General features: G+C 71.3%; 29 protein-coding genes and 1 tRNA gene. 19 read left to right on the forward strand and 11 right to left on the reverse strand.

All coding sequences use genetic code 11. The annotated features are described in order from the left end of the window. Positions 1-176 precede the first annotated feature (176 nt). Positions 177-1,262, forward strand: coding sequence for a hypothetical protein (locus ACFFHU_RS17260; protein ID WP_377340151.1), 1,086 nt, complete (start codon positions 177-179; stop codon positions 1,260-1,262). On the opposite strand, the gene ACFFHU_RS17265 is transcribed toward ACFFHU_RS17260, so the two are convergent. The 3 genes from ACFFHU_RS17265 to ACFFHU_RS17275 all read right to left on the reverse strand — a co-directional run bounded on the left by ACFFHU_RS17265 (position 1,231) and on the right by ACFFHU_RS17275 (position 3,128). Beyond that, entirely contained in the window at positions 1,231-1,740 is a 510-nt protein-coding gene (locus ACFFHU_RS17265) for a potassium channel family protein (protein ID WP_377340154.1), read from the reverse strand. The two genes, ACFFHU_RS17260 and ACFFHU_RS17265, sit on opposite strands and share 32 nt — an antisense overlap. Before the next feature lie 111 nt (positions 1,741-1,851). Next, positions 1,852-2,031, reverse strand: a complete 180-nt coding sequence (locus ACFFHU_RS17270) for a DUF4236 domain-containing protein (RefSeq protein WP_377340156.1) — start codon at positions 2,029-2,031, stop codon at positions 1,852-1,854. Positions 2,032-2,243: 212 nt separating this feature from the next. Then, a complete protein-coding gene (locus ACFFHU_RS17275; protein ID WP_377340158.1) occupies positions 2,244-3,128 on the reverse strand; it encodes a helix-turn-helix transcriptional regulator in 885 nt (294 codons plus the stop codon). Between the two features lie 259 nt (positions 3,129-3,387). Here ACFFHU_RS17275 and ACFFHU_RS17280 point away from each other — a divergent pair, with 259 nt between their 5' ends. Then, positions 3,388-4,164 carry a glucose 1-dehydrogenase gene (locus tag ACFFHU_RS17280; RefSeq protein WP_377340160.1) on the forward strand — a complete coding sequence of 259 codons (777 nt, stop codon included), beginning with the start codon at positions 3,388-3,390 and terminating at the stop codon, positions 4,162-4,164. A gap of 128 nt (positions 4,165-4,292) precedes the next feature. On the opposite strand, the gene ACFFHU_RS17285 is transcribed toward ACFFHU_RS17280, so the two are convergent. Continuing rightward, complete coding sequence (locus tag ACFFHU_RS17285) at positions 4,293-4,724, reverse strand: SsgA family sporulation/cell division regulator (protein WP_377340162.1); 432 nt, start codon at positions 4,722-4,724, stop codon at positions 4,293-4,295. A 272-nt stretch (positions 4,725-4,996) separates the two neighbouring features. On the opposite strand from ACFFHU_RS17285, the gene ACFFHU_RS17290 reads away from it, so the two are divergent. The 5 genes from ACFFHU_RS17290 (at position 4,997) to ACFFHU_RS17310 (ending at position 9,026) form a co-directional block, all read left to right on the forward strand. Beyond that, on the forward strand, positions 4,997-5,584 hold the full coding sequence (locus ACFFHU_RS17290; protein ID WP_377340164.1) for a TIGR02611 family protein: 588 nt from the start codon (positions 4,997-4,999) through the stop codon (positions 5,582-5,584). Positions 5,585-5,633: 49 nt separating this feature from the next. Further along, positions 5,634-5,708 (forward strand) — tRNA-Val (locus ACFFHU_RS17295). A gap of 132 nt (positions 5,709-5,840) precedes the next feature. Further along, complete coding sequence (locus ACFFHU_RS17300; RefSeq protein ID WP_377340166.1) at positions 5,841-6,341, forward strand: hypothetical protein; 501 nt, start codon at positions 5,841-5,843, stop codon at positions 6,339-6,341. A gap of 342 nt (positions 6,342-6,683) precedes the next feature. Continuing rightward, positions 6,684-8,264, forward strand: coding sequence for an alkaline phosphatase PhoX (locus ACFFHU_RS17305; RefSeq protein WP_377340168.1), 1,581 nt, complete (start codon positions 6,684-6,686; stop codon positions 8,262-8,264). Positions 8,265-8,408: 144 nt separating this feature from the next. Next, positions 8,409-9,026: a GNAT family N-acetyltransferase gene (locus tag ACFFHU_RS17310; RefSeq protein WP_377340171.1), complete on the forward strand. Its 618-nt coding sequence runs from the start codon at positions 8,409-8,411 to the stop codon at positions 9,024-9,026. Between the two features lie 247 nt (positions 9,027-9,273). Here ACFFHU_RS17310 and ACFFHU_RS17315 read toward each other — a convergent pair whose 3' ends face one another. Beyond that, entirely contained in the window at positions 9,274-10,203 is a 930-nt protein-coding gene (locus ACFFHU_RS17315; protein WP_377340173.1) for a LysR family transcriptional regulator, read from the reverse strand. Between the two features lie 75 nt (positions 10,204-10,278). On the opposite strand from ACFFHU_RS17315, the gene ACFFHU_RS17320 reads away from it, so the two are divergent. The 4 genes from ACFFHU_RS17320 (at position 10,279) to ACFFHU_RS17335 (ending at position 12,500) form a co-directional block, all read left to right on the forward strand. After that, complete coding sequence (locus tag ACFFHU_RS17320) at positions 10,279-11,055, forward strand: maleate cis-trans isomerase family protein (protein ID WP_377340174.1); 777 nt, start codon at positions 10,279-10,281, stop codon at positions 11,053-11,055. Positions 11,056-11,059: 4 nt separating this feature from the next. Continuing rightward, positions 11,060-11,614 carry a dihydrofolate reductase family protein gene (locus ACFFHU_RS17325; protein ID WP_377340175.1) on the forward strand — a complete coding sequence of 185 codons (555 nt, stop codon included), beginning with the start codon at positions 11,060-11,062 and terminating at the stop codon, positions 11,612-11,614. 13 nt (positions 11,615-11,627) lie between these two features. Continuing rightward, positions 11,628-12,230, forward strand: coding sequence for a dihydrofolate reductase family protein (locus ACFFHU_RS17330; protein ID WP_377340176.1), 603 nt, complete (start codon positions 11,628-11,630; stop codon positions 12,228-12,230). A gap of 81 nt (positions 12,231-12,311) precedes the next feature. Continuing rightward, positions 12,312-12,500, forward strand: a complete 189-nt coding sequence (locus ACFFHU_RS17335; protein ID WP_377340177.1) for a hypothetical protein — start codon at positions 12,312-12,314, stop codon at positions 12,498-12,500. Positions 12,501-12,716: 216 nt separating this feature from the next. Here ACFFHU_RS17335 and ACFFHU_RS17340 read toward each other — a convergent pair whose 3' ends face one another. Further along, a complete protein-coding gene (locus ACFFHU_RS17340) occupies positions 12,717-13,424 on the reverse strand; it encodes an SGNH/GDSL hydrolase family protein (protein ID WP_377340178.1) in 708 nt (235 codons plus the stop codon). Positions 13,425-13,622: 198 nt separating this feature from the next. On the opposite strand from ACFFHU_RS17340, the gene ACFFHU_RS17345 reads away from it, so the two are divergent. Continuing rightward, the gene (locus ACFFHU_RS17345) at positions 13,623-14,207 is read left to right on the forward strand and encodes a TetR/AcrR family transcriptional regulator (RefSeq protein ID WP_377340180.1); all 585 of its coding nucleotides are present in this window, start codon (positions 13,623-13,625) and stop codon (positions 14,205-14,207) included. A gap of 24 nt (positions 14,208-14,231) precedes the next feature. Here ACFFHU_RS17345 and ACFFHU_RS17350 read toward each other — a convergent pair whose 3' ends face one another. Continuing rightward, entirely contained in the window at positions 14,232-14,507 is a 276-nt protein-coding gene (locus ACFFHU_RS17350; RefSeq protein ID WP_377340182.1) for a helix-turn-helix domain-containing protein, read from the reverse strand. An 18-nt stretch (positions 14,508-14,525) separates the two neighbouring features. Here ACFFHU_RS17350 and ACFFHU_RS17355 point away from each other — a divergent pair, with 18 nt between their 5' ends. Then, positions 14,526-15,503 (forward strand): APC family permease, encoded by a 978-nt coding sequence (locus tag ACFFHU_RS17355; protein WP_377340183.1) that lies wholly within the window; start codon positions 14,526-14,528, stop codon positions 15,501-15,503. A 57-nt stretch (positions 15,504-15,560) separates the two neighbouring features. Continuing rightward, on the forward strand, positions 15,561-16,262 hold the full coding sequence (locus ACFFHU_RS17360) for a hypothetical protein (protein ID WP_377340184.1): 702 nt from the start codon (positions 15,561-15,563) through the stop codon (positions 16,260-16,262). Positions 16,263-16,415: 153 nt separating this feature from the next. Here ACFFHU_RS17360 and ACFFHU_RS17365 read toward each other — a convergent pair whose 3' ends face one another. Both ACFFHU_RS17365 and ACFFHU_RS17370 read right to left on the reverse strand, forming a co-directional pair. Then, positions 16,416-17,648, reverse strand: coding sequence for a hypothetical protein (locus tag ACFFHU_RS17365; RefSeq protein WP_377340187.1), 1,233 nt, complete (start codon positions 17,646-17,648; stop codon positions 16,416-16,418). Further along, positions 17,635-18,168, reverse strand: coding sequence for a SigE family RNA polymerase sigma factor (locus ACFFHU_RS17370; RefSeq protein WP_377340188.1), 534 nt, complete (start codon positions 18,166-18,168; stop codon positions 17,635-17,637). The genes ACFFHU_RS17365 and ACFFHU_RS17370 overlap by 14 nt, the downstream gene beginning before the upstream one ends. A gap of 274 nt (positions 18,169-18,442) precedes the next feature. On the opposite strand from ACFFHU_RS17370, the gene ACFFHU_RS17375 reads away from it, so the two are divergent. From ACFFHU_RS17375 to ACFFHU_RS17385, 3 genes are all read left to right on the forward strand, one after another. Continuing rightward, positions 18,443-19,780: a nitrate/nitrite transporter gene (locus tag ACFFHU_RS17375; RefSeq protein ID WP_377340189.1), complete on the forward strand. Its 1,338-nt coding sequence runs from the start codon at positions 18,443-18,445 to the stop codon at positions 19,778-19,780. Between the two features lie 69 nt (positions 19,781-19,849). After that, a complete protein-coding gene (locus ACFFHU_RS17380) occupies positions 19,850-20,704 on the forward strand; it encodes a helix-turn-helix domain-containing protein (protein WP_377340190.1) in 855 nt (284 codons plus the stop codon). Positions 20,705-20,779: 75 nt separating this feature from the next. Further along, a complete protein-coding gene (locus ACFFHU_RS17385; protein ID WP_377340192.1) occupies positions 20,780-21,721 on the forward strand; it encodes an NADP-dependent oxidoreductase in 942 nt (313 codons plus the stop codon). Positions 21,722-21,926: 205 nt separating this feature from the next. Here ACFFHU_RS17385 and ACFFHU_RS17390 read toward each other — a convergent pair whose 3' ends face one another. Both ACFFHU_RS17390 and ACFFHU_RS17395 read right to left on the reverse strand, forming a co-directional pair. Further along, entirely contained in the window at positions 21,927-23,657 is a 1,731-nt protein-coding gene (locus ACFFHU_RS17390; RefSeq protein WP_377340193.1) for a caspase family protein, read from the reverse strand. Then, on the reverse strand, positions 23,647-24,045 hold the full coding sequence (locus ACFFHU_RS17395; protein ID WP_377340195.1) for a hypothetical protein: 399 nt from the start codon (positions 24,043-24,045) through the stop codon (positions 23,647-23,649). The genes ACFFHU_RS17390 and ACFFHU_RS17395 overlap by 11 nt, the downstream gene beginning before the upstream one ends. A 179-nt stretch (positions 24,046-24,224) precedes the next feature. Between ACFFHU_RS17395 and ACFFHU_RS17400 the strand changes: the two genes are divergently transcribed. Together ACFFHU_RS17400 and ACFFHU_RS17405 are read left to right on the forward strand one after the other, a co-directional pair. Continuing rightward, entirely contained in the window at positions 24,225-24,788 is a 564-nt protein-coding gene (locus ACFFHU_RS17400; protein WP_377340196.1) for a hypothetical protein, read from the forward strand. Positions 24,789-25,158: 370 nt separating this feature from the next. After that, entirely contained in the window at positions 25,159-26,541 is a 1,383-nt protein-coding gene (locus ACFFHU_RS17405; RefSeq protein ID WP_377340199.1) for an AAA family ATPase, read from the forward strand. The last annotated feature ends 75 nt before the right edge of the window (positions 26,542-26,616 follow it).

Here is a 26,616-nt window from a genome sequence, read left to right on the forward strand (position 1 = left end):
ACGCCGTTCTCCGTTATGCCCGATTCCAGTCTCGACAACCGGAACCGTAGGCCGGAGAACGGCGTGCGCTGCTACGACATGCTCAACCCACCCACGACAACGTCACAAGAGCCGCTTTTTGTATAGGAAGGGCCCCCTCTTAACGGCGGCGCGCCGCGGGCCGGTAGAACCAAGGCATGTCCGCTGCCACCACCGCCGCCCTGCGCCGCGAGCTGCTCGTCCGGCTCCTGGACGCCTGGCTGCCGCGCGCCCTGCACCGATCCCGCCGGCTCACGCTGGTCCAGGCGTACGCGGGGGAGGACGCCGGCATCCCCGGGGCCGCGCTCGACGTGCTGGCGGAGTTCGCCGACCGGCTCGGCGGCCGGCGGGTCACCGTGGCGGTCCTCGACCGGGGGTTAACAGGGGGCCCTTCCTATACAAAAAGCGATAACAAGGGGCCCTTCCTTCCGGCCGGGGTGAGCGTGCACCCGGTGAAGGGCGGGCCGGCGCTGCTGCCGGCCGTGCTTGCCGCGACCCAGGCCGCCGGCGCACCGCTGCTGGCGTACGTCGACCTGATGACGCGGGCGCCGGCCGCCGGCCACGCGGAGCCGGCAGCCGGCGGTGCCGGGTCCGCGGCCGGCGGTGCCGGGTCGGCGGGCGGCGGTGCCGGGCCGCCGGGCGGTCATGCCGGGCTGGCGGGGGATGAGGGGCCGGACGGGGGCGCCGGGGGAGGGGCGGCCGTGGTGCCGCTCGAGCCGGTGTACCGGGCCGTCGCCGCCGGCCGGCCCGGCGAGCTCTTGCTCGTGCTGCCCGCCGCGGCCCGGGACCGGGACCGGCCGGTGGACGCCCTCGCGGCGGCCGGCTTCCCGCTGGTCACCGAGGTGGAGCTCGTCCCCGTCGACGGTGCGCCGGCCGAGCTGGTCGTGTTCGCCACCGCCTCCGGGCACGGGCTGGACGCCTTCAAGGACGCCCTCTGGAATCTCGACGAGTACGCCGGGGTCCGCTACCGCGACCCGCGTGACCCGGAGGGACACCTGCTGGACATCTCGCTCAGCCCGCATCCCGGCCCGCTGCGGCGGGAGCTGCTGGCGCGGTTGGCCACCGGGCCGGCCAGCGTGGCCGAGCTGCGCCGGTTCGCCGCGGCCGCCACCGTCTACCGGTCCGCCGACGTCAACTCGGTGCTCACCGCCCTGCTGGCCGCTGGCACGCTGAGCCGGGCGCCCGAACACGGCCGGCTGAGCGGTGACGTGGTCATTTCCGCGGCCGCGACGCGAACTGCTTGACCAGGATCGACGCCCCGGTCGCCACCACGCCCACGCTGAACAGCATCTGGATCATCACGAACACCCGGGCGAACTGCCCGCGCGCGTACACGTCGCCGTACCCGATCGTGGTGATCGTGGATACCGCAAAGTACAGCGCGTCGACCCGGGTACGCAGGCCGACGAACTGCCCCGGAGCGCTCAGCACGATCACGTAGTCGGCCAGCGCGAAGATCACCAACCCGCCAACCAGCGCCACGGTCAACCGCAGCAGGTCCTGCAGGGCGTTGGTCGGTGCACCGGAGACCTGACGCCGGACCTGGCGGAACACCAGCATCGCGATCACCACCACCGCCGCGGTGGTGGCCAACCCACGCAACACCAGCCGGGGCGTCGACACGTCCGGCCGCAGCGGTACGACGAAGTAGGCCAGCACGACGAGCAGGCAGGTGAGCAGGGCGTACCAGCGCTCTCGCCGGTAACCCGGTTCCGGGCTCATATCCCGATTCTGCGGACCCGGCCGGCCGGACGCGGCGGTTTCGGCCTGGCGAACATGCGACGGGCGGTGCCGGCGCATCGCCGGCACCGCCCGCGCGGTGATCGTGTCGGGTCAGGAACGCGACTTGTCCTGCTTCCAGGACAGCGGACCGGGCAGGTCGACCCGGTGCGCGCGGGACCGCGAGTTCCACGACCAACGCCCGATCTTGAGGCTCCACGAGGAATAGCCGTTCTCGGTGAAGTTCAGGATCAACGGGCCGATCTTCTGGCGCTTGCGGAACACCACACCCATCGCAATGCTCCTCTCGTAAGGTGTACCGGGGTGCGCCAGATGTGCCCGATCGGCACGTTCGGCAAACCAACGCCGATCCGGGGCCCGGACCGCCCGCCGGTCCGGATCGGACGGTCACGTCCGCCCGGGTACGTCCGGCGCCGGCAGCCGCGGCAGCCCCGGCAGCCCCGGGCCCTCAGCCCCGGGCCCTCAGCCCCGGCAGCCCCGGGCCCTCAGCCCCGCCCGGGTACGTCCGGCGCCGGCCGGCCCAGCGCCGCCCGGAAGGCCCCCGGGCTGCTGCCCGCCTCCCGGTGGAAGAACCGGCCGAAGTTCGTCGGCTCCGGAAAGCCCAACCGGCGCCCGATGTCGGCCACCGGTTCGTCGGTGGCGGCCAGCAGCCGCCTGGCCTCCAGCGCCACCCGGGCGTCGATCACCTGCTTGGCGCTCCGGCCGGTCGCCGCCAGGCAGGCCCGGGTGAGGGTACGCACCGAGCAGCCCAACCGGTCGGCGTAGTCCTCGGCCCGGCGGGTCCGGTCGTACGACAGCTCCAGTTCCCGGCGCAGCCGCCGGTAGGTGACGGCGCCCGGGCCGTCGTCCGGGGCCTGCTGCTCGGCCAGCACGGCCAGCCGCAGCAGCAGCACCGTGAGCTGCTGGCGGAGCAGCTCGGGCGCCAGCCCGGCGGCAGCGTGTCGGCGGCAGTCGACCTCCAGTTGGCTGACCTCGCTGATCACCGCGTCCTCGTCCTCGCCGGTGAGCTGCCAGTGGCCGCTGTCGGCCCGGTCGTCGAGCGCCGCCAGCGCCGCGGTCACCCCCGCGCCGGCCCGGTCGTCCCAGCACAGCGCCACGCCGTCGAAGCCGGCCGCGCCGATCCCGCGGACCAGCTGGCCGGGGCGGCCGCGCAGCGCGGTGCCGGGCCGGCACGGCAGGCGCCGGAAGTCGACCTCCTGGCTGCCGTGCCCCGCGGTCACCAGCAGCAGGACGTGCCGGGGCAGCAGCACCGGTCCATGCCACCGGGTGTCGGCCTGGAGATCACCCAGAGTAGTCGTCGTGATCCCTGAGTCGTCGGTCCGCGTTCCGGCGCCGGCACTCTCGCCAGCGCGCTGAGCAGCACCGATCATCGAGCCGACGGTAGCCGGCCGGCGGTCACAATGCACGTCCGGTCGGCCGGCACGGCGTCGGGTCGTACCCTCGGTGCTCGGTGCTCGGTGCTCGGTGCTCGGTGCTCGGTGCTCGGTGCTCGGTGCTCGGTGCTCGGTGCCCGGCCGGTGCGGTGGGCGGCGCGACGGCCGGCGCGACGGCCGGGCGGCGGCGCCGGTACGGTGGGTCGATCAACACGGCCGCGTGCGGCGGCCGTCCTGCGGTCGGCAAGGGGTGGGCATGCCGGGTCTGTTCGCGGTCGACGGTAAGACGGTGCTGGTCACCGGCGGTTCCCGGGGCATCGGCCTGATGATCGCGCGGGGCTTCGTGGAGGCCGGGGCGCGGGTCATCATCTCCTCCCGCAAGGCGGACGCGTGCGCCGAGGCGGTCGAGACGCTGTCGCAGTTCGGCCGGTGCGAGGCGATCCCGGCGGACCTGTCCAGCACCGAAGGCGCCGACCGGCTGGCGGCCGCGGTACGGGACCGGGCCGACGCGTTGGATGTCCTGGTCAACAATGCCGGGGCCACCTGGGGCGCGCCGCTCGAGGCGTACCCGGAAAGCGCCTTCGACAAGCTGTGGGCGGTCAACGTCAAGGCCGTCTTCCGGCTCACCACGGCGCTGCTGCCGGCGCTGCGCGTCTCGGCCACCGCCGACGACCCGTCCCGGGTCATCAACATCGGGTCGATCGACGGGATCCGGGTGCCGTGGATGGAGGTGTACGCCTACTCGGCCACGAAGGCCGCCGTACACATGCTGACCCGCAGCCTGGCCCACCAGCTGGCGCCGGAGCGGATCACCGTCAACGCCATCGCGCCCGGTCCGTTCGAGAGCAAGATGATGGCCTTCGCGCTGGACGACCCGCAGAGCCGGGCCACCATCGAGCACCAGGTGCCGCTGGGCCGGATCGGCCGCCCGGACGACATGGCCGGCACCGCCATCTACCTGGCGTCACGCGCCGGCGCGTACCTCACCGGCGCGGTGATCCCGGTGGACGGTGGCATCACCACCCACGGCTGAGCCGTAACCGGAGCGCACCGCGGCCGTACCCGGCCGGCGACCCGGCGACGCCGCGTGAACTCGGCAGATTCACGCGGCGCCGATGTCGGTCGCCCGGTCGCGGTCGTGCCGCGGCGTCGGGTGGTGGGTCAGCGGCCGGCCAGCAACCGGGTGACGGCCGTGTCGACGTCCAGGTGCTCGCCCTCCCGGCCGCGGGGAACCACCACGTACGTCCGGCGGAGGAACCGGACCAGGACGCTGCGGGGCACCTCGAACAGGGCGTTCCCATCGGGCGAGGACAGGGCGAGCGCGACGAAGTCGCCGCGCGGGGTGGCCCAGGGCCAGACCCGGACATCACCGATGCCGGCCGGCTCATCCAGGCCGGTGACCAGGAGTTCGCGAGCGAAGGACCAGCTTACGGCCTCGCCGCCCGCCGACTCGGCGTGAAACAGGACATGAACCGCATACGGATCACTTGGGTCGTAGCGTAGACTTGCCCGTACGGGCAGTGCGGTGGCATCTGGCGCCACCAGCCGCAACGACGTCTCGACCTCGACAGTTGTGGGTCGGATGACACTCATGGACGTTCTCCCCCCGGCACCCCTTCGGACCCTGCGCGGCCCGCTTTTCCAATACTCAGGTGCGCGTCGTAGCTACGCTCCGCCATACGCTGATCTCACCCAGTGGTGGGAAGGAGTTCGGAAACGCCGCTGAAATGGAGGAATTCAGGTAGAGTATCCGGTTCTGCCCACGTAACCGGTCTGGCCGGGCCGGAATGCTTCAGGCATCGCTCACTCCGGTAACGTCCAGTCGTCCCTCGGAGTGACGCTGCGGGGCGACACTGGGGGAGGAAATGGCCACGAAACCATCCTCATTGGAGCAATCCGAACGGCCGATCACCAGTGGTACCAAGGCCGGAGGCGAATCGACCGAGTGGGGGAGCCAGGTGTCCGACGACCGGGCCGGCGCGGATCCCCGTACCGGTGAATCGGCGCCGGTCACGCCCTCGGGCCGGGCGGAGGCCGCGGCGCCGGACGGGTCCACGGCCCGCCGCTGGCGGCGGACCCGGACCGCCCTCGACCTCATTCGGGCCAATCCCACCGGCCGGATCCTGCTGAAGATCGTCGTCGGCCTCGCCGGCGCCGTCGTGGTGGCGGTCGGCGCGGTCCTGGTCCCGCTGCCCGGACCCGGCTGGCTGATCGTGATCGCCGGGCTGGCCATCTGGGCCATCGAGTTCCACTGGGCGCGCCGGCTGCTCACCTTCACCCGCGCCAGGGTGCGGGCCTGGACCCGCTGGGTCGGCGGCCGGTCCTGGCCGACCCGGCTGCTGCTCGGCGCCGTCAGTCTGGCCTTCGTCGGGGTTGTGGTCCTGATCTCACTCCGCTACAGCCTCGGCATCGACCTGCTGGCCATCGCCCGGGACGCCCTCGCGGCGCGCTGACCCCGGATGTGCGGGCCCGGTCCCCCATCGGGTACAGTTCTCGCGCTGAGGGCGATTAGCTCAGCGGGAGAGCGCTTCGTTCACACCGAAGAGGTCACTGGTTCGATCCCAGTATCGCCCACCATAAATGTGTGCAGCTAGCGAGCCCGTTACCGGAGTCACCGGTAACGGGCTTTCGCTCAACCGACCGGGCGTCGCCCGCTCCTCCCACGGCCGGCCATTCTCCGGCCGGACGACGATCAGGCATCGTGGGAGGGTGACTCGCACGGATGGCGATGAGCCGGCCCTCCGGTTGCGGGTGGAGCTTGTTCCACGGCCTCTCTGGGGCCGCAACCTTCGGGCTGTGCTACCGCGGTCGGATTGGCAGCGGCTGCGCCGCTGGGCCCTTGACCGTGCCGGTGAACGCTGCGAGCCCTGCGGGCTGACTGTGGCCGGCGGGCGGTACCTGATCTGCCACGAGCGCTGGACCTACGACCATGCCACCCGCACCCAGACTCTCATCGGGGTCGAGATCCACTGCGGAGACTGCGACCTCGTCACGCACGTCGGCCGCGCCGGCGTCGTCGGTGGCCCGCTACTCGTCGGGCAAGCTCTGCGCCGTCTCGCCGAGCTCAACGGCTGGACGCCCGCGGAGGCCCTTTTCCATTACCGCGCCGCCCGCACCGAGTGGCAAGAGCGCAGCCAGCACCCGTGGCAGCAGGACCTCACCTGGTACGACAGATGGGTTGCGGCTCACCCGCCGCGCCGGTTGAGCTGAACCTCGGGGCGTCGGTTCCGGGGTGGGGCAGCCCGGATCCCGCACCGCGGCCGCGACCCGTAGCAGGTAGCGCCAGTCGGGGCAGGTCGCGTCGTCGAAGTGCTTCACGATCAGCGCGGCGCCGTCGGCGCAGGCCCCGCCACATGGGGGAGCGGTTCTTTCGCGGGCCAGCAGCCGCCCCTATCCGTACGAATCGCCCGTAGCGCCTGGTCCCGCAGGTGAGCCGGGATCGGCGACGCCATCTGTTCACCACGGCGCGCCGGTGCGTTCATCGATGTGTCGGCGAGTCGGCCCCCTCGCGGGTATTTGCTCGCGTCGGCAAGGCATCCTGGAAGGGGATCCATGAAGGAATATCGCAAGTACGGCTTCGTGGGCGCCGCCGGTATCGGTGCGGTTGCGGCGGTCAGCCTGCTCGCCGGCATTGCCACACCGGCGGTCGCCGACGAGTCTTTCGCCCGCGGCAAGCCCTTCGCGGCCAATCCGCGCGACGGTGTGCGAGACAACGTCCTGGCCGCGAACCTCCGCGAGAGCTCGGTCGCCTGGGGGCAACTCCCCCTGCAGAACCCCGACGCCGCCCTGGGCAACACCCATTACGGCTACAACACCTCCAACGGCGGCCCGCTCACGCAGAACGCGAAGGAGGCGTTCAAGACCGAGCCGGACAAGAACGTCTACCTTGTCCTCAACGGGCACCACTATCTGTACCAGGGCCATGAGGGCGGCCCGGCGGGATATGTGACCCGCGTCGACCTCGACCAGGCCAACCCGCTGCAGCGGGTCAGCCTGGTCGCCGACCGGGACCCGAGCGGGGCCAAGCTGCCCACGTTCGACGGCATCACCTGGGATCCGTTCACCCACCAGCTGCTGCTCACCGCGGAGGCGGCGGCGCCGACCGGCGGCGTCTTCGCGATCAGCCTGGACGCCGAGGGCAATGCCACCAGCCCGATCACCCGGCTGTCCGGGCTGGGCTCCGGTGGTTACGAGGGCGTGCAGAACGACGCCGACGGCAACGTGTGGCTGGTCGAGGACATCGGCGGCGCGGCGGCCGGCGCCAACAACAAGGGCAAGCTGCCCAACAGCTACGTCTATCGCTTCCGGCCGACCGACAAGACCGACCTCACGAAGGGCGGCACGCTGCAGGCGCTGCAGGTGCTGCGCGCCGACGGCACTCCGGCCACCGCCGCGCAGCTGCAGACCGACGGGCGCGACCCGCTCCTGACCGCGCTGCACACGTACGGGAAGAGCTTCCGTACCCGGTGGGCGACGATCGCCGATCCCTCGAACGCCACCGCCGGCGCGAAGGCGGCCGGCGCCACTCCGTTCAAGCGGCCGGAGAACGGCGTCTTCCGCCCGGGCACGCACTTCGGCGAGTTCTACTTCACCGAGACCGGTGACACCAACGCCGCCAGCGACCTGCCGGGTGCCTTCGGCGCGGTCTTCCGGCTGCGGCAGTCCGGCCCGAGCGCGGACAGCGGCACCCTTTCGCCGGTCACCGTCGGCACCGTCGAGCACACCGGCTTCGACAACATCGCCTTCGCCACCGCCGACCAGTTGCTGGTCGTCGAGGACGCCGGCGATGGCCTGCACCAGCAGCGCAACGCGCTCGACTCCGGGTACGTCATCGACGTGCGCAACGGCCGCAAGCCGGGCAATCCGGTTCGGTGGCTCGCCGAGGGTCGGGACGCGTCGGCCACCTACGACGCTCTGACCAGCCCCGGATACAACGACGGGGACAACGAGATCACCGGCATCCACGTCTCGGACGGCGACGCCAGCGTCCGCGGCATCCTGGGCGCCAAGTCGCCCCGGCCGTTCCGGGCCGGCTGGCGGGTCTTCTGGACCCAGCAGCACGGCGACAATGTGACCTGGGAGGTCCTGGGCGACCCGACGCAGCGTCACGACAGCGAGTACGACGCGTACTGAACGAACGGCGGCCGCGTACCGGGGCAGTTGTCCCCGGGACGCGGCCGTCGCGCCGTGCCCTTCCGCCAGCCCGCGCGGCACCACCGCCCGGGCCGGCGGAAATCTGGTCGTACCCGTCGAGGATGTCGTGCGATCGTTTGTGGCGTGCCGCAACCCATTCTCCGCACCGACCGCCTGCTGTTGGTCCCGCTGGCCGACCGGCACCTCGACCTGGAGGTCGGGCTCGACTCCGACCCGGAGGTGATGCGTTACCTCACCGGTCGGGCGTCCTCCCGGGAGGAAGTGACCGCGTCCCATGACCGGCGGATCGCCCTGGCCGCCAAGGTCGACGGCCTGGGCTTCTGGATGGCGTTCGGGTCGGGGTCCGCCGAACGCGGTTCGACGCCTCCGGACCGGGAGGACGCGGGCGAGTTCGTCGGGCTGATGATGCTCCCGCCGGCGCACGGCCCGGACCAGCCGGACGACCCGACGGTCTCAGACCTCGGCTACCGGATCGTCCGCCGGCACTGGCGCAGGGGGCTGGCCAGTGAGGCGTCCCGGGCCCTGCTGCGGCACGCGTTCGACACCGTCGGCCAGCGCCGGGTGATCGCGCAGACCATGACCGTGAACGCCGGCTCCCGGGCCGTGATGGCGGCGGTCGGCATGCGGTACGTGCGGACGTACTTCCCGGTCTGGGACGATCCGCTGCCCGGCGCCGACCAGGGCGAGGTCGAGTACGAGCTGACCCGCGAGATGTGGGAGTCGAGCCGCACCGCTCGCTGAGCTGCACGGCGTCGACCGCCAGCCATCGCGGTCGGACCGACACCGGGCGAGAACCGGCTGGCCCTCAAGCGGTTCGCCGAGGCGAGCCTGATGATCCGACCACGCCACTATCTGGGCGGACGTGGACCAGCCCGGCTGAGCGAGCCGGGGCTCGCGGCGGATTGGCGACGGGCAGGCACCGGCGTGATCGGCCGGGGCGTTGTGTCCTGGCGCCGGTTCGTGTTCAGACGCAGCGGGTCGGAGGCCCCTATCCAGGGTTTCGGCGGTTCCGGGAGGCGCCTGCGGCAAGCTCCCTGACGATGGTGAGCAGAGCATCACGATCTGGGTCTCTGACGCCTCGGAGGCGTGCCAGCGCGCAGGTGGATGAGGGCAGGTCGCGCAGCGGGATGGCGATCACGTCGGGGTGCTTGAAGTGCCCGGCGAAGGGCGCCACGGTCGGGTGTACGAGACGGCCGCGCGCCAGGAGGTAGAGCAGCTCGGCGGTGTCGTCGACCGGCGCATCGACGAACCGGATGTTCCGCCCGGACGGTGTTCTGGCCGGGCAGACTGCTGCGGACTGCTCCGCGGTAAGTCCCAGGGGGCGTCGGACGTCGTGGTCGGCCAGGTCCTCGACTGACACATCGACGCGGTGGGCGAGTGGATGGGTCCGGCCGACCATGACGACGCGCTGGTCGGCGGCACTGAGCACCGGGCCGACGACGATGTCCGGCTGGTCGAGAGGCAGCCGCGTCACAACCAGGTCGACCTCGCGACGGCGCAGGGGACCGAGGCGGTCGGCGAAGGGCGTGGTGGTCAGCTGCACAGTGGCACCCGGGTGCGCCGCCTCGAACCGTTCGATGGCGCGGCTCAGGACGTCCACCCCGGATGCGGCATTCAGCAGTCCGACGCGTACGACGCCCGGCCCACGAGCCCGGAACGTGGCTGTCCGCAGCACCTGGTCGAGGTTCGTCACGGCGGGGGTCAGTTCGGCGTACAGGGCACGTCCGGCCTCGGTCAGCTCGACGACCCGGCTGGTGCGGCGGAACAGCCGTCGGCCGCCGAGCTTGCGCTCGAGCGTCCGCAGGGTTTGGCTGACGCGCGAGGTGGTCAGACCGAGCCGTTCGGCCGTGCGCCCGAAGTGCAACTCCTCGGCCAGCATCAGAAACAGGCGCAGCTCGCGCAACTCAATGTCCGGCATCGTTGAGCGACACTACACGCTGTATGCGGCGAATCGCTGTTGATGCTGCCCGGTCCCCGCTGCGAGGGTCGGGTCATGAACCCCGACTTCGTGATGAGGGTGGGCGTGGTCACGCCCCATGCCGCGCCCGGCCCGGAAGCGGAGATGCCGGACATGGCGCCGAGTCGGGTTCGCGTGACAGTCGCCAGAATCCGGGATGCCGTGCCCGGTCCTTCCGGCCTCGCCGGGCCGACCTCCGCAGAGGCCTTTCGCGCGCAGCTCGGGGCGACCGCGCTCGACAAGGCGGCCTCGGGGCTGCTACCCACCGCGGACGTGTTGGCCCTCGCCTCGACGAGTTCGGGGTACGCCCTGGGCCGCGACGGGGAGTTTGCGGTCGTGAAGCGCCTGAATGATCGGTGGGGGGTGCCGGTGCACGCCGCGTGCCTGTCCGCGGTGGCTGCACTGCGGTCCCGGCGCGTCGAGCGCATCTGCCTCGTGCATCCGCCGTGGTTCGGGGCTCTGCTCAATGAGCTGGGCGCCGAATACTTCCGCAGTCAGGGGTTCGAGGTCGTCGATGCGCGACTGGCGGATGTCCCCGACGATCCGCGTTTGGTCGAGCCGCGCATGGTTGTCGAATGGATCGCGGCGCACCTGGGCCCCGGCGCCGAGGCGGTCTTCATCGGCGGAAACGGCTTCCGGACCGCTCGCGCCATCCACCTGCTGGAGCGCCGGACCGGACGCCTTGTCCTGGCGGCCAACCAGGTACTTCTGTGGTCGATTCTGGAAGGCGCCGACGCACCGGTCTCCGTGCGAGGGTTCGGGACGTTGTTCGACGACCGCCGACCCGGCCGGAACAACAGGAAGGAAAGGTAGGACGATGTGCAACCTGGTTCTCTATATGTCGATGTCGTTGGACGGGTTCGTCGGCGGTGACCGTGAGCACCCAGGGGTCGCAATCCCCGAGGGCGCCGAACTCAAGCAGTGGAAACTTGACCGCATCAGCCAGGCCGGCCTCCATCTTATGGGCCGCGTGACCTACCAGGAGATGTCGTCGTACTGGCCGCGGTCGGACGACCCCTACGCGGCCCCGATGAACACCATCCCCAAGGTCGTGTTCTCCCGGACCCTCACCGACGCCGAGGCGAGCTGGCCGGTCAGCACGGTCGCGCGCGGTGACCTCGCGACCGAGATCGCCGCGATCAAGGCGGAACCGGGTGCGGACGCGATCGTCTGGGGCGGCGGTCGCCTCGCCGGGGCATTGGCCGCCGCAGACCTGATCGACGAATACCGTCTGCTGGTGCAGCCGCTGGTCCTGGGACACGGGCAGGCCCTGTTTGACCGGCTGCCGGACTCGCGGCACCTGAACCTCATCGAGGCCCTGCCGTTTCCCAGCGGCATCGTCGTGCACAGCTATCGGGCGCAGCGCAACTGAGGAGGAAGGCACCATGGGCAAGGTTGTGGCGCAAGCGATCATGTCACTCGACGGGTACGTCGCCAAGCAGGACAACACCATCGGCCGGTTGTTCGACTGGCTGCAGAACGGCGAGGTCGAGATTCCGACCCCCGCTGGCGACTTCAACGTTCACCTGTCGCCGCCGAGCGCAGAATACTGGCGGCACTGGACTTCCTCACTCGGCGCGCTGGTGTGCGGTCGGACCCTGTTCGACGTGGCGCAGGGGTGGCAGGGCCGCCACACTCTGGACATCCCCGTCGTCGTCGTGACGCACCACGCCCCTTCAGACTGGGTCAAAGCCCATCCCGAGGCGCCCTTCACCTTCGTGGCTGACGGCGTTGCAGCAGCGGTCGCTCGTGCACAGACGATCGCTGGCGACCGCGTCGTCGCGGTCACCGGTGGCACCATCGCCCGGCAATGCCTCGAACTGGGACTGCTCGACGAGGTGGCCGTCGACCTCGTCCCGGTGGTGATGGGCGAGGGCAACCGCCCCTTCTTCGGCAGCCTCTCCGCAGGGGATGTCCTGCTTGACAACCCCACCATCTGCGTCGGGGCCGACCGCGTCACCCATCTCGTGTTCCCAGTCCTGCGGTGAGCCTCCATCTGGGCCCGGAACCGCAACGACGGGAGTACGAGGCTGTAGGTACCGCAGCGGTACAGCTGGCACCGACCGGCCGTGAACTGGAGTTGGCCGGCCTGGTCGTCTCGCGGCGGGGTGGTGGCGCCCGGGTGGCCGCCGCTCGGGCCCGCCCACCCGCTGCCGTCCTGGACGAGCGGGCCGCCGCCTTCGGTCCGCGACGCCCGGCTGCTCGGCGCGGACGACGAGCAGATCCGCTCCGCCGTCGCGGCGGCACTGGGCCCCTGACCTGCCGGGCTGCGCGGACGCCGAGCGGATCCGCTCGGCCGTCGGCATGCGGTACGTGCGGACTTAATATCAACGTCTTCCGTGCCGGGGTGTGGGGCGGGCGCCGCGGCGCCCTCTGGCCGGTCTACGACGCGATGACCGCAGCGGTGCACGCCGGGTCCGACCACGCCGCGGCCCGGGCGAGCGTGCGCCAGAGCGGGCGTGGCGGACGGCCGGTCACGGTGCTGGTTGGTCGGGGATCAGCTGCGCGGCGACGTCCTGCGCCCAGAGCCGGTATCCGTGGGTTGACGGGTGGAAGCGGTCGGTGCTGAAGAAGTCGGCTGGTGGCGTCCCGGCGGGTTGTTCGAGGAACGTTGTCGTACGGGCGCTCTGCCGGCAGACCTCTCGAGTGACCGCGTCCAGCGCGGCGGCGCGTTCGCCGAGGTGGCGCGCGAGGGTTGCCGGTATGGCCGGGAACCGGATGAACGGTGGGATTCCTGCTATCGCGACCCGGTGGGCGCGGTCCGCGAGGCCGGCGAGGATGCCGGTCAGATCCTCGCGCCACAGGTCCGGTCCGCGGCCGGCCAGCACGTCATTCGCGCCGGCGAGCAGCACCACCAGGTCGAGGTCGTCGTCGAGGCGCGGTACGAGCCGGAATCGGATGCGGCGGGAGGTGGCGCCGAACTGGCCGACGGCCTGCCAGGCGACCGGCCGTCCGGCGCGGGCCGCGACTTCCCTGGCGAGGCTAGCCGCGAACGCCTCCTCGTCGCCGGTGACGCCGCAGCCCGCGGCGGTTGAGTCGCCGAGTACGGCCAGGCGCAGCGGCTCGGCCGCGGGACCGGGAACGGTGCCGCTGACACCGCCGCCCGGCGCAGATGCGAGCCGCAGGGTCGAGCGCAGCCAGAGGCCCTGAACCGCGACGACCGGCAGCCAGACCCGGTTCATGCGATCGCCCGGGCTCGGTCGCGGGCGACGGTCGCATCGGCCCTCCCGGCCCGGCGCCCGGGCCGCTCCCGCTCGTACCGCCTGGCCATCCGACCGACGACCTCCATGACGACCTCCCGTGGACGGCAGCGCCCCCGTGTACGCTGCCGTATACGGAAGATAGCGAATCGCATACGGTGGCGTATACGGCGGAGTGGGGTGCATCACATCAAGTTCGAAACGCGGACGCCGCGAGATCGATGGATCGAGGCCGGCCTCGAGGCGCTCGCTGCGGGCGGTCCGGACGCCGTACGGGTCGAGGCGCTGGCCAAGCGGCTCGGCGTCACCAAGGGTGGCTTCTACGGATTTTTCTCCGACCGGGACGCGCTGCTGGCGGCCATGCTGGATGCCTGGGAGCGGGAGAGCACCGACGAGGTCATCACCCGTATCGAGCGCGAAGGCGGCAGTCCGAAGACCCGGATCGCCCGAGCCGGCGTACTGACCTTCTCCAGCGACCGGCTGCTCCCGATCGACCTGGCGATCCGGGACTGGGCCCGTCGCGACCCGGCGATCGCCGACCGCCTCCGCAGGGTCGACAACCGGCGCATGGGCCTGCTGCGGGAAATGATCGGGACCTTCTGCGACGATCCGGAGGAGGTGGAAGCCCGCAGCGTCCTCGCGTTCTGCCTGCTGATCGGCGAACACTTCCTGGCCGCCGACCATGGTGATCGCTCCCGGGCGCAGGTGCTGCGCCGCGCCGGCGACCTCATCCTCAACCGACATCCGGACCAGACGCCACCGTGACCAGCAGCCGCGCCCGGCCCTGATTCAGCCACCGACTGTGACCGGCTGCCAAGCGGACCGGTAGGCGCTGGGCGTGCTGTGCAGGTGTTGGGCGAATGCCTGGCGGAGACTGGTAGCGGTGCCGAATCCGGCGTCGCGGGCGATCCGTTCGACCGGCCGCCGGGTGGTTTCCAGCAGTTCCCGGGCCAGGCGCAGGCGTTCGAGGGTCAGCCAGGCGGCCGGCGAGCAGCCGTATCCGGCGTGGAACCGGCGGATGAGGGTGCGCTCGCTGATGCGGGCCTGCTCCGCCAGCCGCCGCACGGTGAGCCGTTCGTCGAGGTGCGCGAGCGCCCAGCTGGTGATGTCGGCGACCGGGCGCTCCGGCAGACGATCGGCCTCGGGCAGGGGGTCGCGCTGTACGTGTGCGCGATCCTCGGCGCCGGCGTCCTCGTCCTGCCGGGACAGTCCGCCTCGCTGGCCGGCCCGGCCTCGCTGGTGGCCTGGGCGTTCAGCGCCCTGCTGGGGATCCCGCTGGCGTTCACCTTCGCGGCGCTGGCGTCGAGGTACCCGGACGCGGGCGGCGTGGCCGTCTACGCATCGCGGGCCTTCGGGCCGCTCGCCGGAGGCATCGCCGGCTGGTGGTACTTCGTTGCCGGCTCGGTCGGGCAGACCATCGTGCCGCTGACCGCCGGCTACTACCTGACCGAAGCGCTGGGCCTGGACCAGCGTCTTGCCCCGGCGTTCGCGGCTGTCGTACTCGGCGTCGCGGTCGCCGCGAACCTCACCGGAATGCGGGTCGGGGCGCGGGTGCAGATCGCGCTGGCAGTCGGTGTCGGCACCGTGCTGCTGGTCGTGATCGCCGTGGCCGTGCCGCAGTTCGACCCGGCGCGGCTGTCTCCGTCGAACGCCTTCATCGCCTCGGTGTCGCGCCTCGGCTTCGCCCTTGCCCGGGACGGTTGGGCCCCGCGGCGACTGTCTCGGGTGAACCGAAGCGGCGTGCCGGCAGCCGCTGTCATCGCGGTCGGCGGCATCGCCCTGGCCGGGTTGGCCGGCTCCTGGCTGTTCGGCTGGGGCACCGAGGACATCGTCTTCGTTCCCGCCACCCTCGTGCTGACGACGTATCTCATCGGCGCCGCGGCCGCGCTTCGGTTGCTGCGGCAGGCGAACCGCACCATGGCGGCCGTCGCGCTGCTGGCCCTGCTCGCGGCGACCCCCTTCGCCGGCTGGCATCTGGTCGTCCCCGTCGCCATCGCCGCCGCCGTGATCGCCGGACACCACCGCGGGCTCGGCCACGGCGCCCCGGGCCGGGACCGGTGACCGGAGCTCACGCCGGCTCGGGCACCGGGGCGGCCCGGGGCCACGTACGATCTCGGCATGCGACGACGCCGATGGATCGCAATCGCCGTTGTCGCGGTCCTTGCCGTCGGTGCCGCCGTGACCGCGGCCGCGGTGCCCGGGTTGGCCGCGACCGCGTGTCCCCGCTGCTACGGCCTCCATTCGCTGCACAACGCGGTGTACGCGGACCGCGACGACCCCGCGTATCGGGCGCTCATCGACGACGCCGACCAACATATCGCGAGCTTCTACGGCTCCCGCCTCAGCAGTCCCCGCGTGCTGATCTGCTCCACCACATCCTGCTATCACCGCCTCGGCGGCGGTGGGGAGAAGGGTCGCGCGCTGCGCAACTGGTCGCTCATGCTGTCGCCCGCGGGAAGCAACGCGACCATCGCCACCCACGAGCTGTCGCACACCGAGTTCCACCAGCGTCTCGGGTCAGCACGCGGCAAGGTGCCCCAGTGGTTCGACGAAGGGCTGGCCGTGCTCGTCTCCGACGACGCCCGCTACCTGCAACCGGCCTCAACCGCGGATCGCTGCAAGCTACCGTACGAGCAAGCGCGGTCGGTCATCGGCGAGGACTGGCGTACCGCTGCGGCCGACGGCGACGATCGACCGTATCTCCAGGCGGGATGCGTTGTCAGCCGGTGGGTCAGCGCGAACGGCGGGCCGCAGGCCGTGGTGGACCTGGTCGCCAAGTTGCGGGCCGGGGGCAGCTGGCCGGCGCAGCAGTTCGGATGACCCGACGCGCGTGCGGTCTCGCACCGCCCTCGCCACAGATCAGCCGGCTCGGCCGCGGGCATCGGCAGCACCGGCGCCAGCCCGCACGCCGGTGAGCAGAGCCGGTCCGGCCGGCTCTGCTCAGCGGCGCCTCGTGGTGTGCGGTGCTGACCGTTACGGCCGCAGGGCGTTGGTGGCAGGGGTCCAGGTCGACTCGTCCGTGACGTTGGCGACCGTGATCCCCTTGGCGATCTTCTCCAACTCGGCCCGGGGCAGCTTGTGCTCGGTGCCCGTGGCGGTGACCTGGAGGACAACCTTGCCGTCGGCGCCCCAGACGTTGCAGAAGCTGCCGTGCGAGGGGGCGCCGACCCGCTCGGGCGGGGTGTAGCACCTCGTCGTCCCGGGCTCCGGCGACTGGTTCGCACTGGTGCTCGGCGTGACGAAGATGTGGAATCCGTCCCTGATGACGCCCTCGGTCGCGTCGTACGGCGCGGTCAGGCCCGAGGCGGGCAGGGCCGGCTTGGTGTACGTCGCGCCGCCGTAGTCACCCTCGCGGGCCGTGGCGATGCCGATGAGACCCGGCATGGCGTGCGTGCCGATCTGCACCGGCAGGTAGCCGTCGGGCACGTAGCCCACCGTGAACGGCACCAGGGCCGGCTTCGGCTGGCTGGGCCTGAGGCCCTCGACCAGGCCGCTCAGGTCCGCGAAGCTCGGCGTGGCGCTGTCGGTGGAGAGCGATGTGACGGCCGCCCAGGCGTTGTCGGCGTACTCCCAGGCGAACAGCTTGTTGCCCTCGTCCACCGGCTTCTGCGGGTCCAGATCGACCGGCAGCGTCGCCTGCACGGCCCGGCGCCCGGCCACGATGACGTCCTTGCCGTCCTTGATCCCGGCGGGGTCGAAGGCGCCGGGCCGGTAGACGGTCAGGTACGCAAACAGGGTCGGCTTCGCTCCGGTGGCGTTCTTGTGCTGCTCGGCGCTGCCGCCCTGCGCCTCGGCCTCGTCGGCGGTTTGGGGCCTGTCGTTCGAGGCGTGGTTGTCGGAGTAGACGGAGGCGATCTGGTAGGTGGTGGACGCGGCGATCGGATTCTGGACGTGCAGCGTGCCCGCGTCGTACCCGCGGAAGGTGAAGGTGAACGGCCCGGCGTCGGGCCAGGTGGCCGCGGCGGTACCGGAGGCCGCCGCGCCGACCGGCGCCGGCACGGCCGGGCTGTTCCGCTCGGCGCCCCACCGTGGCAGCGCGACCGCGCCGACGACGGCGACCGCGACCAGACCGGCCGCGCCGGCCGACGCGAATCCGGCCCGGCGCCGCCGCTCGGCCCGCCGCCCCGCCGCGACGATGTCGTCGACGGTACGTCCCATCGGCGGCTCGTCGCCGGTCACGGCGTCCACGAAATCATGCAACCGCATTGGTCCACTCCTCCATCGGGTTCCCGGTGAGATTGATGTGCTCGGCGCCGAGTGACGCGCGCAGCTTCGCCAGGCCACGGGAGACCTGACTCTTGGCCGTGCCGACCGTGCAGTCGAGAACGTTGGCCGTCTCCTCCATGCTCAGACCCAGGTAGTGCCGGAGCACGACCGCGGCCCGTTGCCGGGGTGGCACGGCGTCGAGCGCAGCCCGCAGCCGCATCCGCTCGTCGGTCGCGCTGGTCGGGTCCCGGACCGGTACGTCCGGCATGGCGTCGCCGGCCGACCGCTCGCGCCGCCAGGGTCGGCGGGTCTCGTCGACCGCGGCCCGGTAGACCATGGTCTTGACGTAGAGATCGGGCCGTTCCAGCTTCCGCCAGCGGGGGTAGAGCTTGACCAGCGCGTTGGCCACCGCGTCCTCCGCCGTGTGCCAGTCACCGCAGGTCATGTACGCCAGCTTGCGCAGCGACGCCATCTGCGACGTCACGAACTCGCGGAATGCTTGCTCGTCTTCGGCTTTCACCTCAACTGCCTCCTCATGACGGAGGTAGAACGGAGCCACCGACCCAGGCGGTTGCACCGCCAGCCGCCGGGATGGTCGCGGCGAGGCATCGGACGGTCCGTGCCGTCCGACATGGACGGTCGGCGGATGTGGGGATCGATCCCCGCCACGTAACGTGCCCGCTGCATCTACACCGCTGGAGCGCAGCACCGGTTGCTCGCTGGCCGGCCAGCCCCGATGTGGCCATCTCTTCCCGTACGCCTCGACGGCGATCAGCTGTTCCTAGGAGAGCGACGTGACCACCACCCTGCCAGCAGCCCGGCCCACGCTGACCGTCCGGGGGCACTGGATCGACGACTGGCGCCCCGAGGACGCCGACTTCTGGCGCTCCGGTGGCGCGCGGGTCGCGCGGCGGAACCTGATCTTCTCCGTCCTCTCCGAACACATCGGTTTCTCGGTGTGGACCCTGTGGTCGGTGCTGGTGCTCTTCCTCGGCCCGGCGTACGGGGTCGATCCGGCCGGGAAGTTCCTGCTCACCGCGCTGCCGGCGCTGCTCGGGGCGGCGCTGCGGGTGCCGTACAGCCTGGCCGTGGCCAGCTTCGGCGGCCGGAACTGGACCATCATCAGCGCCGCGCTGCTGCTGGTCCCGTCGGTGACCGCCGCATTCCTGATCCGTCCCGGGGTTTCCTATTCGACCCTGCTGGTCCTGGCCGCGCTGGCCGGGGTGGGCGGCGGGAACTTCGCCTCCTCGATGACCAACATCAACGCCTTCTATCCGCACCGGCTCAAGGGTTGGGCGTTGGGGGTCAACGCCGGCGGCGGCAACCTCGGCGTCGCCGTGGTCCAGCTGGTCGGCCTGTTCGTGCTGGCGACCCTGGGCGCCGGGCACCCCGGCGCCGTCGCCGGGATCTACATTCCGCTGATCGTGCTGGCCACGCTCGCCGCGGCCGGCTACATGGACAACCTGTCCCAGGTCAGGAACGAGAAGCGGGCCATGCGGGACGCGTCGCGCCAGGCGCACACCTGGATCATGTCCCTGCTCTACATCGGCACCTTCGGCTCGTTCATCGGCTTCGGTTTCGCGTTCGGCCAGGTGCTGCAGGTGCAGTTTCACGCCCAGTTCGGCACCCCGATCAAGGTCGCGTACCTCACCTTCCTCGGTCCGCTGCTCGGCTCGCTGATCCGTCCGGTCGGCGGCGCGCTGGCCGACCGGTTCGGCGGGGCCCGCGTCACCTTCGTGACGTTCATCGCGCTCGCCGGCGGCACCGCCGTCGTGCTGCTCGCCGCGCAGCGGCACTCGCTGCCGCTCTACCTCGTGGGCTTCATCGCGCTGTTCGTCCTCAGCGGCATCGGCAACGGCTCCACGTACAAGATGATCCCGTCGATCTTCAAGGCCAGGTTCCGCGACGACGAGCGCGCGGCCGACCGGATCACGGGGGCGGTGATCGGCATTGCCGGCGCGGTGGGCGCGTTCGGCGGGGTGCTGGTGAACCTCGCCTTCCGGCAGTCGTTCCTGTCGACCGGGAACGCGAACGCGGCGTACCTGGCCTTTATCGGCTTCTATGCGCTGTGCGTCCTGGTCACCTGGGTGGTCTACCTTCGCTCGACCGACCGCCGCGAGGTCCGGATCTAGCTGGCCCGGCAGCGGCCGGGGATGTTCCCGCCCGAGGTGGTGTCTGGACTGGTCAGGCACACTTGGGCGGTGGAACGTCACGAGTTCGGCACCGCGGTGCGCCAGCTGCGGGAGAGCACCGCGCCGGCGGCCGTCGGGCTGCCGGTCGGCCGCCGGCGGGTGGCGGGGTTGCGGCGGGAGGAGCTGGGCGAGCTCGCGGGCATGTCCGCGGACTACGTACGCCGGTTGGAGCAGGGGCGCAGCCACCCGTCGGCCGGGGTGGTGAACGCCATCGCCCGGGCCTTACGGCTCGGCCGGGCGGAGTACGAGCGGCTCTGCGCGCTGGCCGGGTACGCCGCCGCGGACGGGCAGGTGCCGAACGAGATCGGGCAGGGCGCCCTGCGGCTGCTGGAGCGGTTCACCGACACCCCGATGTTCGTCTCCGACGCGGCGATGAACCTGGTCGCGGTGAACAGCGCGTTCCTGGCCCTGGGGCATTGGGATCTCACCGGCGAGCCATTTGAGTGGAACATCGCCTGGCGTACGTTTTGCAGCCCGTTTGCCAATTTCCGGCAGTCCGCGGCCGATGCCGCCAATCACCAGGCGGTCCTCGCCGCCCACCTGCGCGGCGCGCTGATGCGCTACCCCGCGGACGCGTCGCTCGCCGAGCTGGTGGACGAGATGCGGCGTCGAAGCCGCCCGTTCGACACCCTGTGGCGGGCGCCGCGACCGGTGGCGGCCCACGAGAGCAGTGCCGCGTTCATCCATCCGGAGGGTGGCGCCGTCACGCTCGTCGGCAGCATGCTCGCGATCCCGGGCGACGATCTGGCGGCTCTGATGCTCACTGCGGCGCCCGGCTCCACCGACGCGGCGCGGCTTGCCGAGATCGTCGAGGGCGTCGGCGAACCGGCCATCGTCAGGGTGGGCCAACCTGGCCCAGGCTAACCGCGCCGGAACCTGCGAGGTTGGGTGTCGCGAGCCGGAAGCTCGTTGACGACGCTCACGAAGGTAGGTCCAGCGATGAAGGCAGTGCGTTTCCACGAGTACGGTGGTCCCGAGGTCCTGCGCTACGAGGATGTCGAGCAGCCCACCCCGGGCGCCGGTCAGGTCCGGATCCGGGTGGCGGCCACGTCCTTCAACGGCGTCGACGGCAACATCCGCGGTGGCTTCATGCAGGGCCCGATCCCGGTCACGCTGCCGCACACTCCCGGCCTCGACGTGGCCGGCACGGTCGACGCGCTCGGCGAGGGCGTGGCCGACCTCCGGATCGGTGAGCGGGTGGTCGGTTTCCTGCCGATGACGGAGACCGGAGCGGCCGCCGAGTACGTGATCGCGCCGGCGGAGATCTTGACCGGGGCGCCCCGAAACATCCCGCTGGCCGACGCGGCCGCGCTGCCGCTGGTCGGGCTCACCGCCTGGCAGGCCCTGTTCGACCACGGCAACCTGACCGCCGGGCAGCGGGTGCTGATCAACGGCGCCGGCGGAGCGGTCGGCGGATACGCCGTGCAGCTGGCCCGGGAGGTCGGCGCCCAGGTGATCGCCACGGCCAGCCCCCGCAGCGCCGACCGGGTCAAGGCCGCCGGCGCCGACGAGGTGATCGACCACATCAGCACCGACGTGGCCGCGGCGGTGACCGAGCCGGTCGACGTCGTGCTCAACCTCGCGCCGGTCGCCCCGGAACAGCTGACCGCGCTGCTCAGCGTGATCCGCCCTGGCGGAGTGCTGGTGAACACCACCGTGTGGATGCCCGCCCCGTCCGACGAGGGGCGCGGGGTGCGCGGCATAGACCTGTTCGTCCGCAGCGACGCCGACCAGCTCGCCGACCTGGTCGCGCGCGTCGGCACCGGTGAGTTGCGGGTCGAGGTCGCCAAGCGGGTGCCGCTGGCCGAGCTGCCGGCCGTGCACGCCGACGCGGCCACGGGCGCGCTGCCCAGCGGCAAGGTCGTCGTCGACGTGGCCTGATCATCCACCCACCGACCGAACACCGGCGGCTCTCCGGCGCCCCGGAAGCCAGAGCCATCGAAGGAGACGAGCACCATGATTCCCGCTGACGATCCGTCCCGCACGCTCACCGTGGCAAGCCCCGACGACCCCGGCATGACGTACATCTCGCTGGTGGGCGTACGGGCCGGGTCCACCATCAGCTGGGGAGGAAATCGGGGACGGACTACTCGGCGGCGATCCGTACGTCGCAGTTGTCGTTGTGGAGAAATGCCTGGCTCGGGCCGGCCGGATCCAGCGTGGCCGGCGCGCCGCCCTCGGCGGCCGAGGCGACGGCCAGCGGTCGGCCGTTCCCGGCGTCGTGCAGCACCAGCTCGCAGGTGTGGTTGCCGTAGGAGTTCAGCACCTGCACGGTGATCGGCCCGTGCACCGTGAACGCGTCGGTGTCGCCGTGCGTCGTCTGGACGAAGGGCAGCGCCACCGAACCGGCGCCGGGCTGTCCGCGCACGATGCAGTCGGAGTCGTTCGCCGTCCAGCCGAAGGTCCCCGACTCCCGGACCTGGACGGTGAGCGACGAGTAGATCTGGGTGGGGGCGGCGACCGGCGTGCTGCGGCCGGCGCCGGTGACGGTGACGTCGCAGCCGTGGTCGACGCCCTGCGCGGCGTCGGTGATGACCAGTCGCCACGGCGAGGTGGCGGTGAACTGCGTACCGGAAAAGGTTTGGGCTGGCGACCCGGTGTCGCCGCGGTTCCCGAGCACCAGCGCGGTCGTGGTGGCGGCCGCCGCGAGCACGGCCACGGCCCCGGCGGCGAGGAGCCACCGGTTCCTGCGCCGGGCGCCGCGGCTCGCGGGCGGCGGCGCGGGCCGCCGGACCGGCGTCGCCCCGGCCGGCGTCGTCGCGGCCGGCGTTGTCCCGGCCGGTGCGGGCGGCTCCGGCACGGTTTCGGTGCCGGCCAACGCGGCCTCGGCGGCGGCCGCGACGGAACGGCTGTCGTCGTGCACGAGCCGCTGCAGCGCGTTCGCCGCGGCCAGGCTCAAGCCGGCGTGCCGTCCCCGGTACAGCCGGGTCAGTTCCTGGATGGCGCCGGCGCGCACCCCGGCGATCGGATTGTCGATCACGGCCTGCAACTCGGGCGGCAGCGGCGCGGCCACGGTGACCGGGCGGCTGCGGCGGGCCACGTACAGCTCGCCCTGCATCTCCACGTCCCGGCTCGGCGTCTGGTGCGGGTTCTGCTCGCGGACCCGGTCGAAGACATAGTCGTACAGCTCGTTGAGCGAGACCCAGCCGTCCTGGTCCCGGTCGGCGTCGCCGGTCGCCAGGCCCTCCACCAGAGCGGAGGTGAACACCGAGGGCCGCCGGCTGTGGTCGTCGGCGAGCTGGTCCCCCTCGAAGGCGTACTCCATGGCGCTGGACGCCGTGATCACCGCTCGGCCGCGGCCCCCGCCGACCCTGCCGCCGGGCCCACCGGCCGCGGTCGCGGTGGTTTCGGCGAAGCTGCTGAGCACGTTCATGTCGCCGGCCGCCCGCACCGTGACGCCCTTGCTGAAGGCGCCGCCGTAGCAGCAGTCCAGCAGCAGCACGACGCTGCGCGATCGGCTGGCCCGCATGCACCGCTGGACGAAGTCGGCCGAGGTCGCGGTGGAGCCGAGCCGGTGCGGCAGGGTGTTGCGGGCGGCGAAGAACAGCTCGCCGGACTCGCTCTTCAGGCCGTGGCAGGAGAAGTGCAGCAACAGGACATCGTCCGGTCGGCCGTCGGCGAACAGGTCCTCGATGTGGCCCTGAATGATGTGGGCCGGCTCGTTGTGGACCACCCGGACGTCGAAGCCACCGATCTCCGGGTCGCCGAGCACTCCGGCCAGCGCCTCGGCGTCGGCCCCTGGCGAACGTAGATGCTTGAGCCCGTCGTGCTCGTACTCGTCGTTCGCGACGATCAGCGCCTTGCGCTTACCGGCCATCGGAATCGCCCGTGGGCTCGTGCCGGCGCACGAACAGCTCGATCAGCCGCTGCTGGTCGGCCGCCGACGCCTCGGACAGCTCGAGCACATCGCCGCCCAGCTCCAGCCGGACCGTCCGGCGGACCCCGTCGCCCCGGGACAACCACGCGCGGATCGCGCCGACCACCGACCGCAGCCCCTCGGCGGACCGGCCGAGCGTGACCAGCAATCCGCCGACCGCGACCGCGTCGAACGCCCGGGACCCCGGCGGCGGCTCACTGCCGGGCAGGGCCCGGACCTCCGCCACGTCGAGCTGGCGCAGCTCGTCGCGCAGATAGCCGGTCAGCGCCGCCACCCGCTCCGGGTCGGCGCCGTCCTCGGCGATGTGCAGCCGCATCTCCTCGCCCACCCGATCTCCCATCGCGCCCGGTGCCGTTGGGTCCAACATGCACCCTCGATCCGATCGCGACAATCGGGTTCACGACCGACGCCACCGGCTCGGGGGGGCGGCCACCGCCGGCAGCGGTCCGGCGGCGTCAGCGACGGCCCGCAACGAGTTTCGTCGACGGTACGGCCAGAATGAGGGGCGTGTGGGATGAGGTCTTGTGGTGGACGTCGATCTCCTCGGATTTGCGGAAGCGGATCGACGACGAACTCCGCCATCGGCGGCTGCTCCCTGCCATCGTGCTGCTGCGCTCGGACGGTGGATTAGAACCTCGCCCGGGTCTGTACCAGCCACAGGGCATGCTCCTGGACCGCATGGCCTGTCTTCGCGATCAAGGACTCGTCGAACCGGCGGAGCCGCCGGTCGAGGCTCCGGAACTGATCGAGCGAGTGAGGTCGATTCCGGATCCGGTGGCTGCGGTGGAGGCGCTGTGGGATGGAGACACCTACGGATGGTTCGTGGCGCTGTACGCGATCGTGGAGCGGCCGGGCCGGCACCATCGCCGTTTCGACCAGGAGTGGCTGGCGCAGTTTCGGCGCGGCGGCGATCTGCGCCTGTTCAACGGCGACGTACCGCCCTGGCCGGAGGCCGCGGAGGCGATCACCAAAGGCCAGGCGGTGGCGGACAGCATCGCCGTTCCGTTCCATTTCACCAGCCCGGACACTCCGGATGTCGACCTGCCCCGCTGGTGGGACTCGCCGGCTTGACGCAGCTAGGCAGCGGACGAGGCTGGCGTGACGTCACCGGCGCTCAGCGGGCGGGCGAAGGCGACCAGCGGTACCGTCGCGTGCCGCAGGACCGCGATGTGGCGTCGGGGGTGGCGAGGTCGACCGCGTGGAAGCTAGGCGTGACTCCGGCGGGAGTGCCGCCGGTGACGGCGGCGTCGATGGCCCGGGCAGCCTGGTGACAGACGGCGTTGAAGGCTACCCGATCCGGCAGGACGGTGCGGGCGGAGCGCCGGCAAGGGCGGAACGAGCCGGCCAGCTGACTCCTGGAACACAGGCTTCAGGGAGCCCTTTCTGTGGTTTACTCGCACGTACGAGGTTAAGACCGCAAAAACTTGAGGGCAGCGAGCCCATGTTGCTTAGTTTCAGCTTCACAAACCATCGCTCGTTCCGGGACGAGCAGCAGTTGAACCTGACCCCGGCCTACCCGAACACCGAGGTCTCCGCGGGCCGTGACGCGGCGGTCCGGGTGGTGGGTATCTTCGGGGCGAACGCGTCGGGCAAGTCGAACTGCTTGCACGCCCTGGCCTTCATGCGTCGGCTGGCGATCCGGTCGGATCGAGAGGTGGAACCAGGATTCGGCCTGGTGCGGGATCCGTTCCGGTTGTCGATGGACGCGTCGGACGCTCCTTCGCGATACGTCGTCGATCTGCTTCTCGGTGGCGTTCGGCACACCTACGGCTTCGCCCTTGATGACGAGCGGGTCCTTGAGGAGTGGTTGTACCAGTATCCGCACAACCGCAAGCGAACGGTGTTCGATCGCGATGAGGACGGCTTCACCTGGGGGGAGGGCTCAGGTAGGCGTGGAGAACTCGAACGAATCGCCGACATCACCGCCCCCACCGCACTCTTCCTCAGCACCGTCGCCAGATTTGAAGCCCACCGGAGGGCAACCGACCCGGACGAGCCGCAGCCGCTGCACGAGACGTACCGATGGTTTCTGGGTCTGCGCACGCAGACCCGCCCGGGGACGGGGAGGTACCTCCGACCCGATCTGCGCTGGACGACCGACCCGGACAGCCGTCGGGTGATCGTGGAACTGCTCCGAGCGGCAGACGTTGGGATCGTCGACATCGCGCTGAAGAAGACGGACCCCGATCCGACCATCTTCGACCCGGCCAGCTTTTTCGACGAGTCGATCGACAACGAGGGCAAATCGGTCGGTGGTATGAACCGAAATTCCCGGAACCCCGCCGGGCGCAAGACGTTGGACCGGAGGTCGACCGACCAGCTGCGACTCCAACTTTCCCATCGTGCGTCCACGGGTGATGTCCTTTTCGATCTTCACGACGAGTCGACCGGGACTCAGCAACTCCTTGCGCTCGGTGTGGACGCGGCGGCCGTGCTGCGTGGCGGGGGGGTGATGACGGTGGATGAGATAGATGCGAGCCTGCATCCGATGCTGACAGCCAAGCTCATCGGTCTCTTTCAGAACCCGGTCACGAATCCCTTGCACAGCCAGCTCATCTTCACCAGCCACGACGCGGCGCTGCTCGGCACGTTCGACACTGAGGAGGTGCTTGAGCGCGACGAGATCTGGTTCACCCAGAAGGACGCCGAAGGGGCGTCGTCGCTCTATCCGTTGACCGACTTCAAGCCCCGCAAGGAAGGCGAGAACCGGCAACGGCGGTACCTCAACGGCAACTACGGAGGCATCCCGGACCTGTCGACGTACCTGTTCGAGCAGGCGTTGGCGACGCGCGGAGCGGCGAATGACCAGCCGAAGGAAGACTGAGCTTACGCGCGGCGCCCGGGTGCCGCGGCCGAGGGGACGAGACCTTGCCGCGGCGAGTCGGGAGACGGATCTCCG

This window comes from Plantactinospora siamensis (assembly GCF_042434095.1).
GTDB lineage: Bacteria > Actinomycetota > Actinomycetes > Mycobacteriales > Micromonosporaceae > KBS50.

Excerpts from the sequence above, each read along its gene's own strand:
- ACFFHU_RS17260 (WP_377340151.1), top strand. The coding sequence starts at position 177 with ATGTCCGCTGCCACCACCGCCGCCCTGCGCCGCGAGCTGCTCGTCCGG.
- ACFFHU_RS17265 (WP_377340154.1), bottom strand. The coding sequence starts at position 1,740 with ATGAGCCCGGAACCGGGTTACCGGCGAGAGCGCTGGTACGCCCTGCTC.
- ACFFHU_RS17270 (WP_377340156.1), bottom strand. The coding sequence starts at position 2,031 with ATGGGTGTGGTGTTCCGCAAGCGCCAGAAGATCGGCCCGTTGATCCTG.
- ACFFHU_RS17275 (WP_377340158.1), bottom strand. The coding sequence starts at position 3,128 with ATGATCGGTGCTGCTCAGCGCGCTGGCGAGAGTGCCGGCGCCGGAACG.
- ACFFHU_RS17280 (WP_377340160.1), top strand. The coding sequence starts at position 3,388 with ATGCCGGGTCTGTTCGCGGTCGACGGTAAGACGGTGCTGGTCACCGGC.
- ACFFHU_RS17285 (WP_377340162.1), bottom strand. The coding sequence starts at position 4,724 with ATGAGTGTCATCCGACCCACAACTGTCGAGGTCGAGACGTCGTTGCGG.
- ACFFHU_RS17290 (WP_377340164.1), top strand. The coding sequence starts at position 4,997 with ATGGCCACGAAACCATCCTCATTGGAGCAATCCGAACGGCCGATCACC.
- ACFFHU_RS17305 (WP_377340168.1), top strand. The coding sequence starts at position 6,684 with ATGAAGGAATATCGCAAGTACGGCTTCGTGGGCGCCGCCGGTATCGGT.
- ACFFHU_RS17315 (WP_377340173.1), bottom strand. The coding sequence starts at position 10,203 with ATGCCGGACATTGAGTTGCGCGAGCTGCGCCTGTTTCTGATGCTGGCC.
- ACFFHU_RS17320 (WP_377340174.1), top strand. The coding sequence starts at position 10,279 with ATGAACCCCGACTTCGTGATGAGGGTGGGCGTGGTCACGCCCCATGCC.
- ACFFHU_RS17325 (WP_377340175.1), top strand. The coding sequence starts at position 11,060 with ATGTGCAACCTGGTTCTCTATATGTCGATGTCGTTGGACGGGTTCGTC.
- ACFFHU_RS17330 (WP_377340176.1), top strand. The coding sequence starts at position 11,628 with ATGGGCAAGGTTGTGGCGCAAGCGATCATGTCACTCGACGGGTACGTC.
- ACFFHU_RS17340 (WP_377340178.1), bottom strand. The coding sequence starts at position 13,424 with ATGAACCGGGTCTGGCTGCCGGTCGTCGCGGTTCAGGGCCTCTGGCTG.
- ACFFHU_RS17360 (WP_377340184.1), top strand. The coding sequence starts at position 15,561 with ATGCGACGACGCCGATGGATCGCAATCGCCGTTGTCGCGGTCCTTGCC.
- ACFFHU_RS17365 (WP_377340187.1), bottom strand. The coding sequence starts at position 17,648 with ATGCGGTTGCATGATTTCGTGGACGCCGTGACCGGCGACGAGCCGCCG.
- ACFFHU_RS17385 (WP_377340192.1), top strand. The coding sequence starts at position 20,780 with ATGAAGGCAGTGCGTTTCCACGAGTACGGTGGTCCCGAGGTCCTGCGC.
- ACFFHU_RS17390 (WP_377340193.1), bottom strand. The coding sequence starts at position 23,657 with ATGGCCGGTAAGCGCAAGGCGCTGATCGTCGCGAACGACGAGTACGAG.
- ACFFHU_RS17405 (WP_377340199.1), top strand. The coding sequence starts at position 25,159 with ATGTTGCTTAGTTTCAGCTTCACAAACCATCGCTCGTTCCGGGACGAG.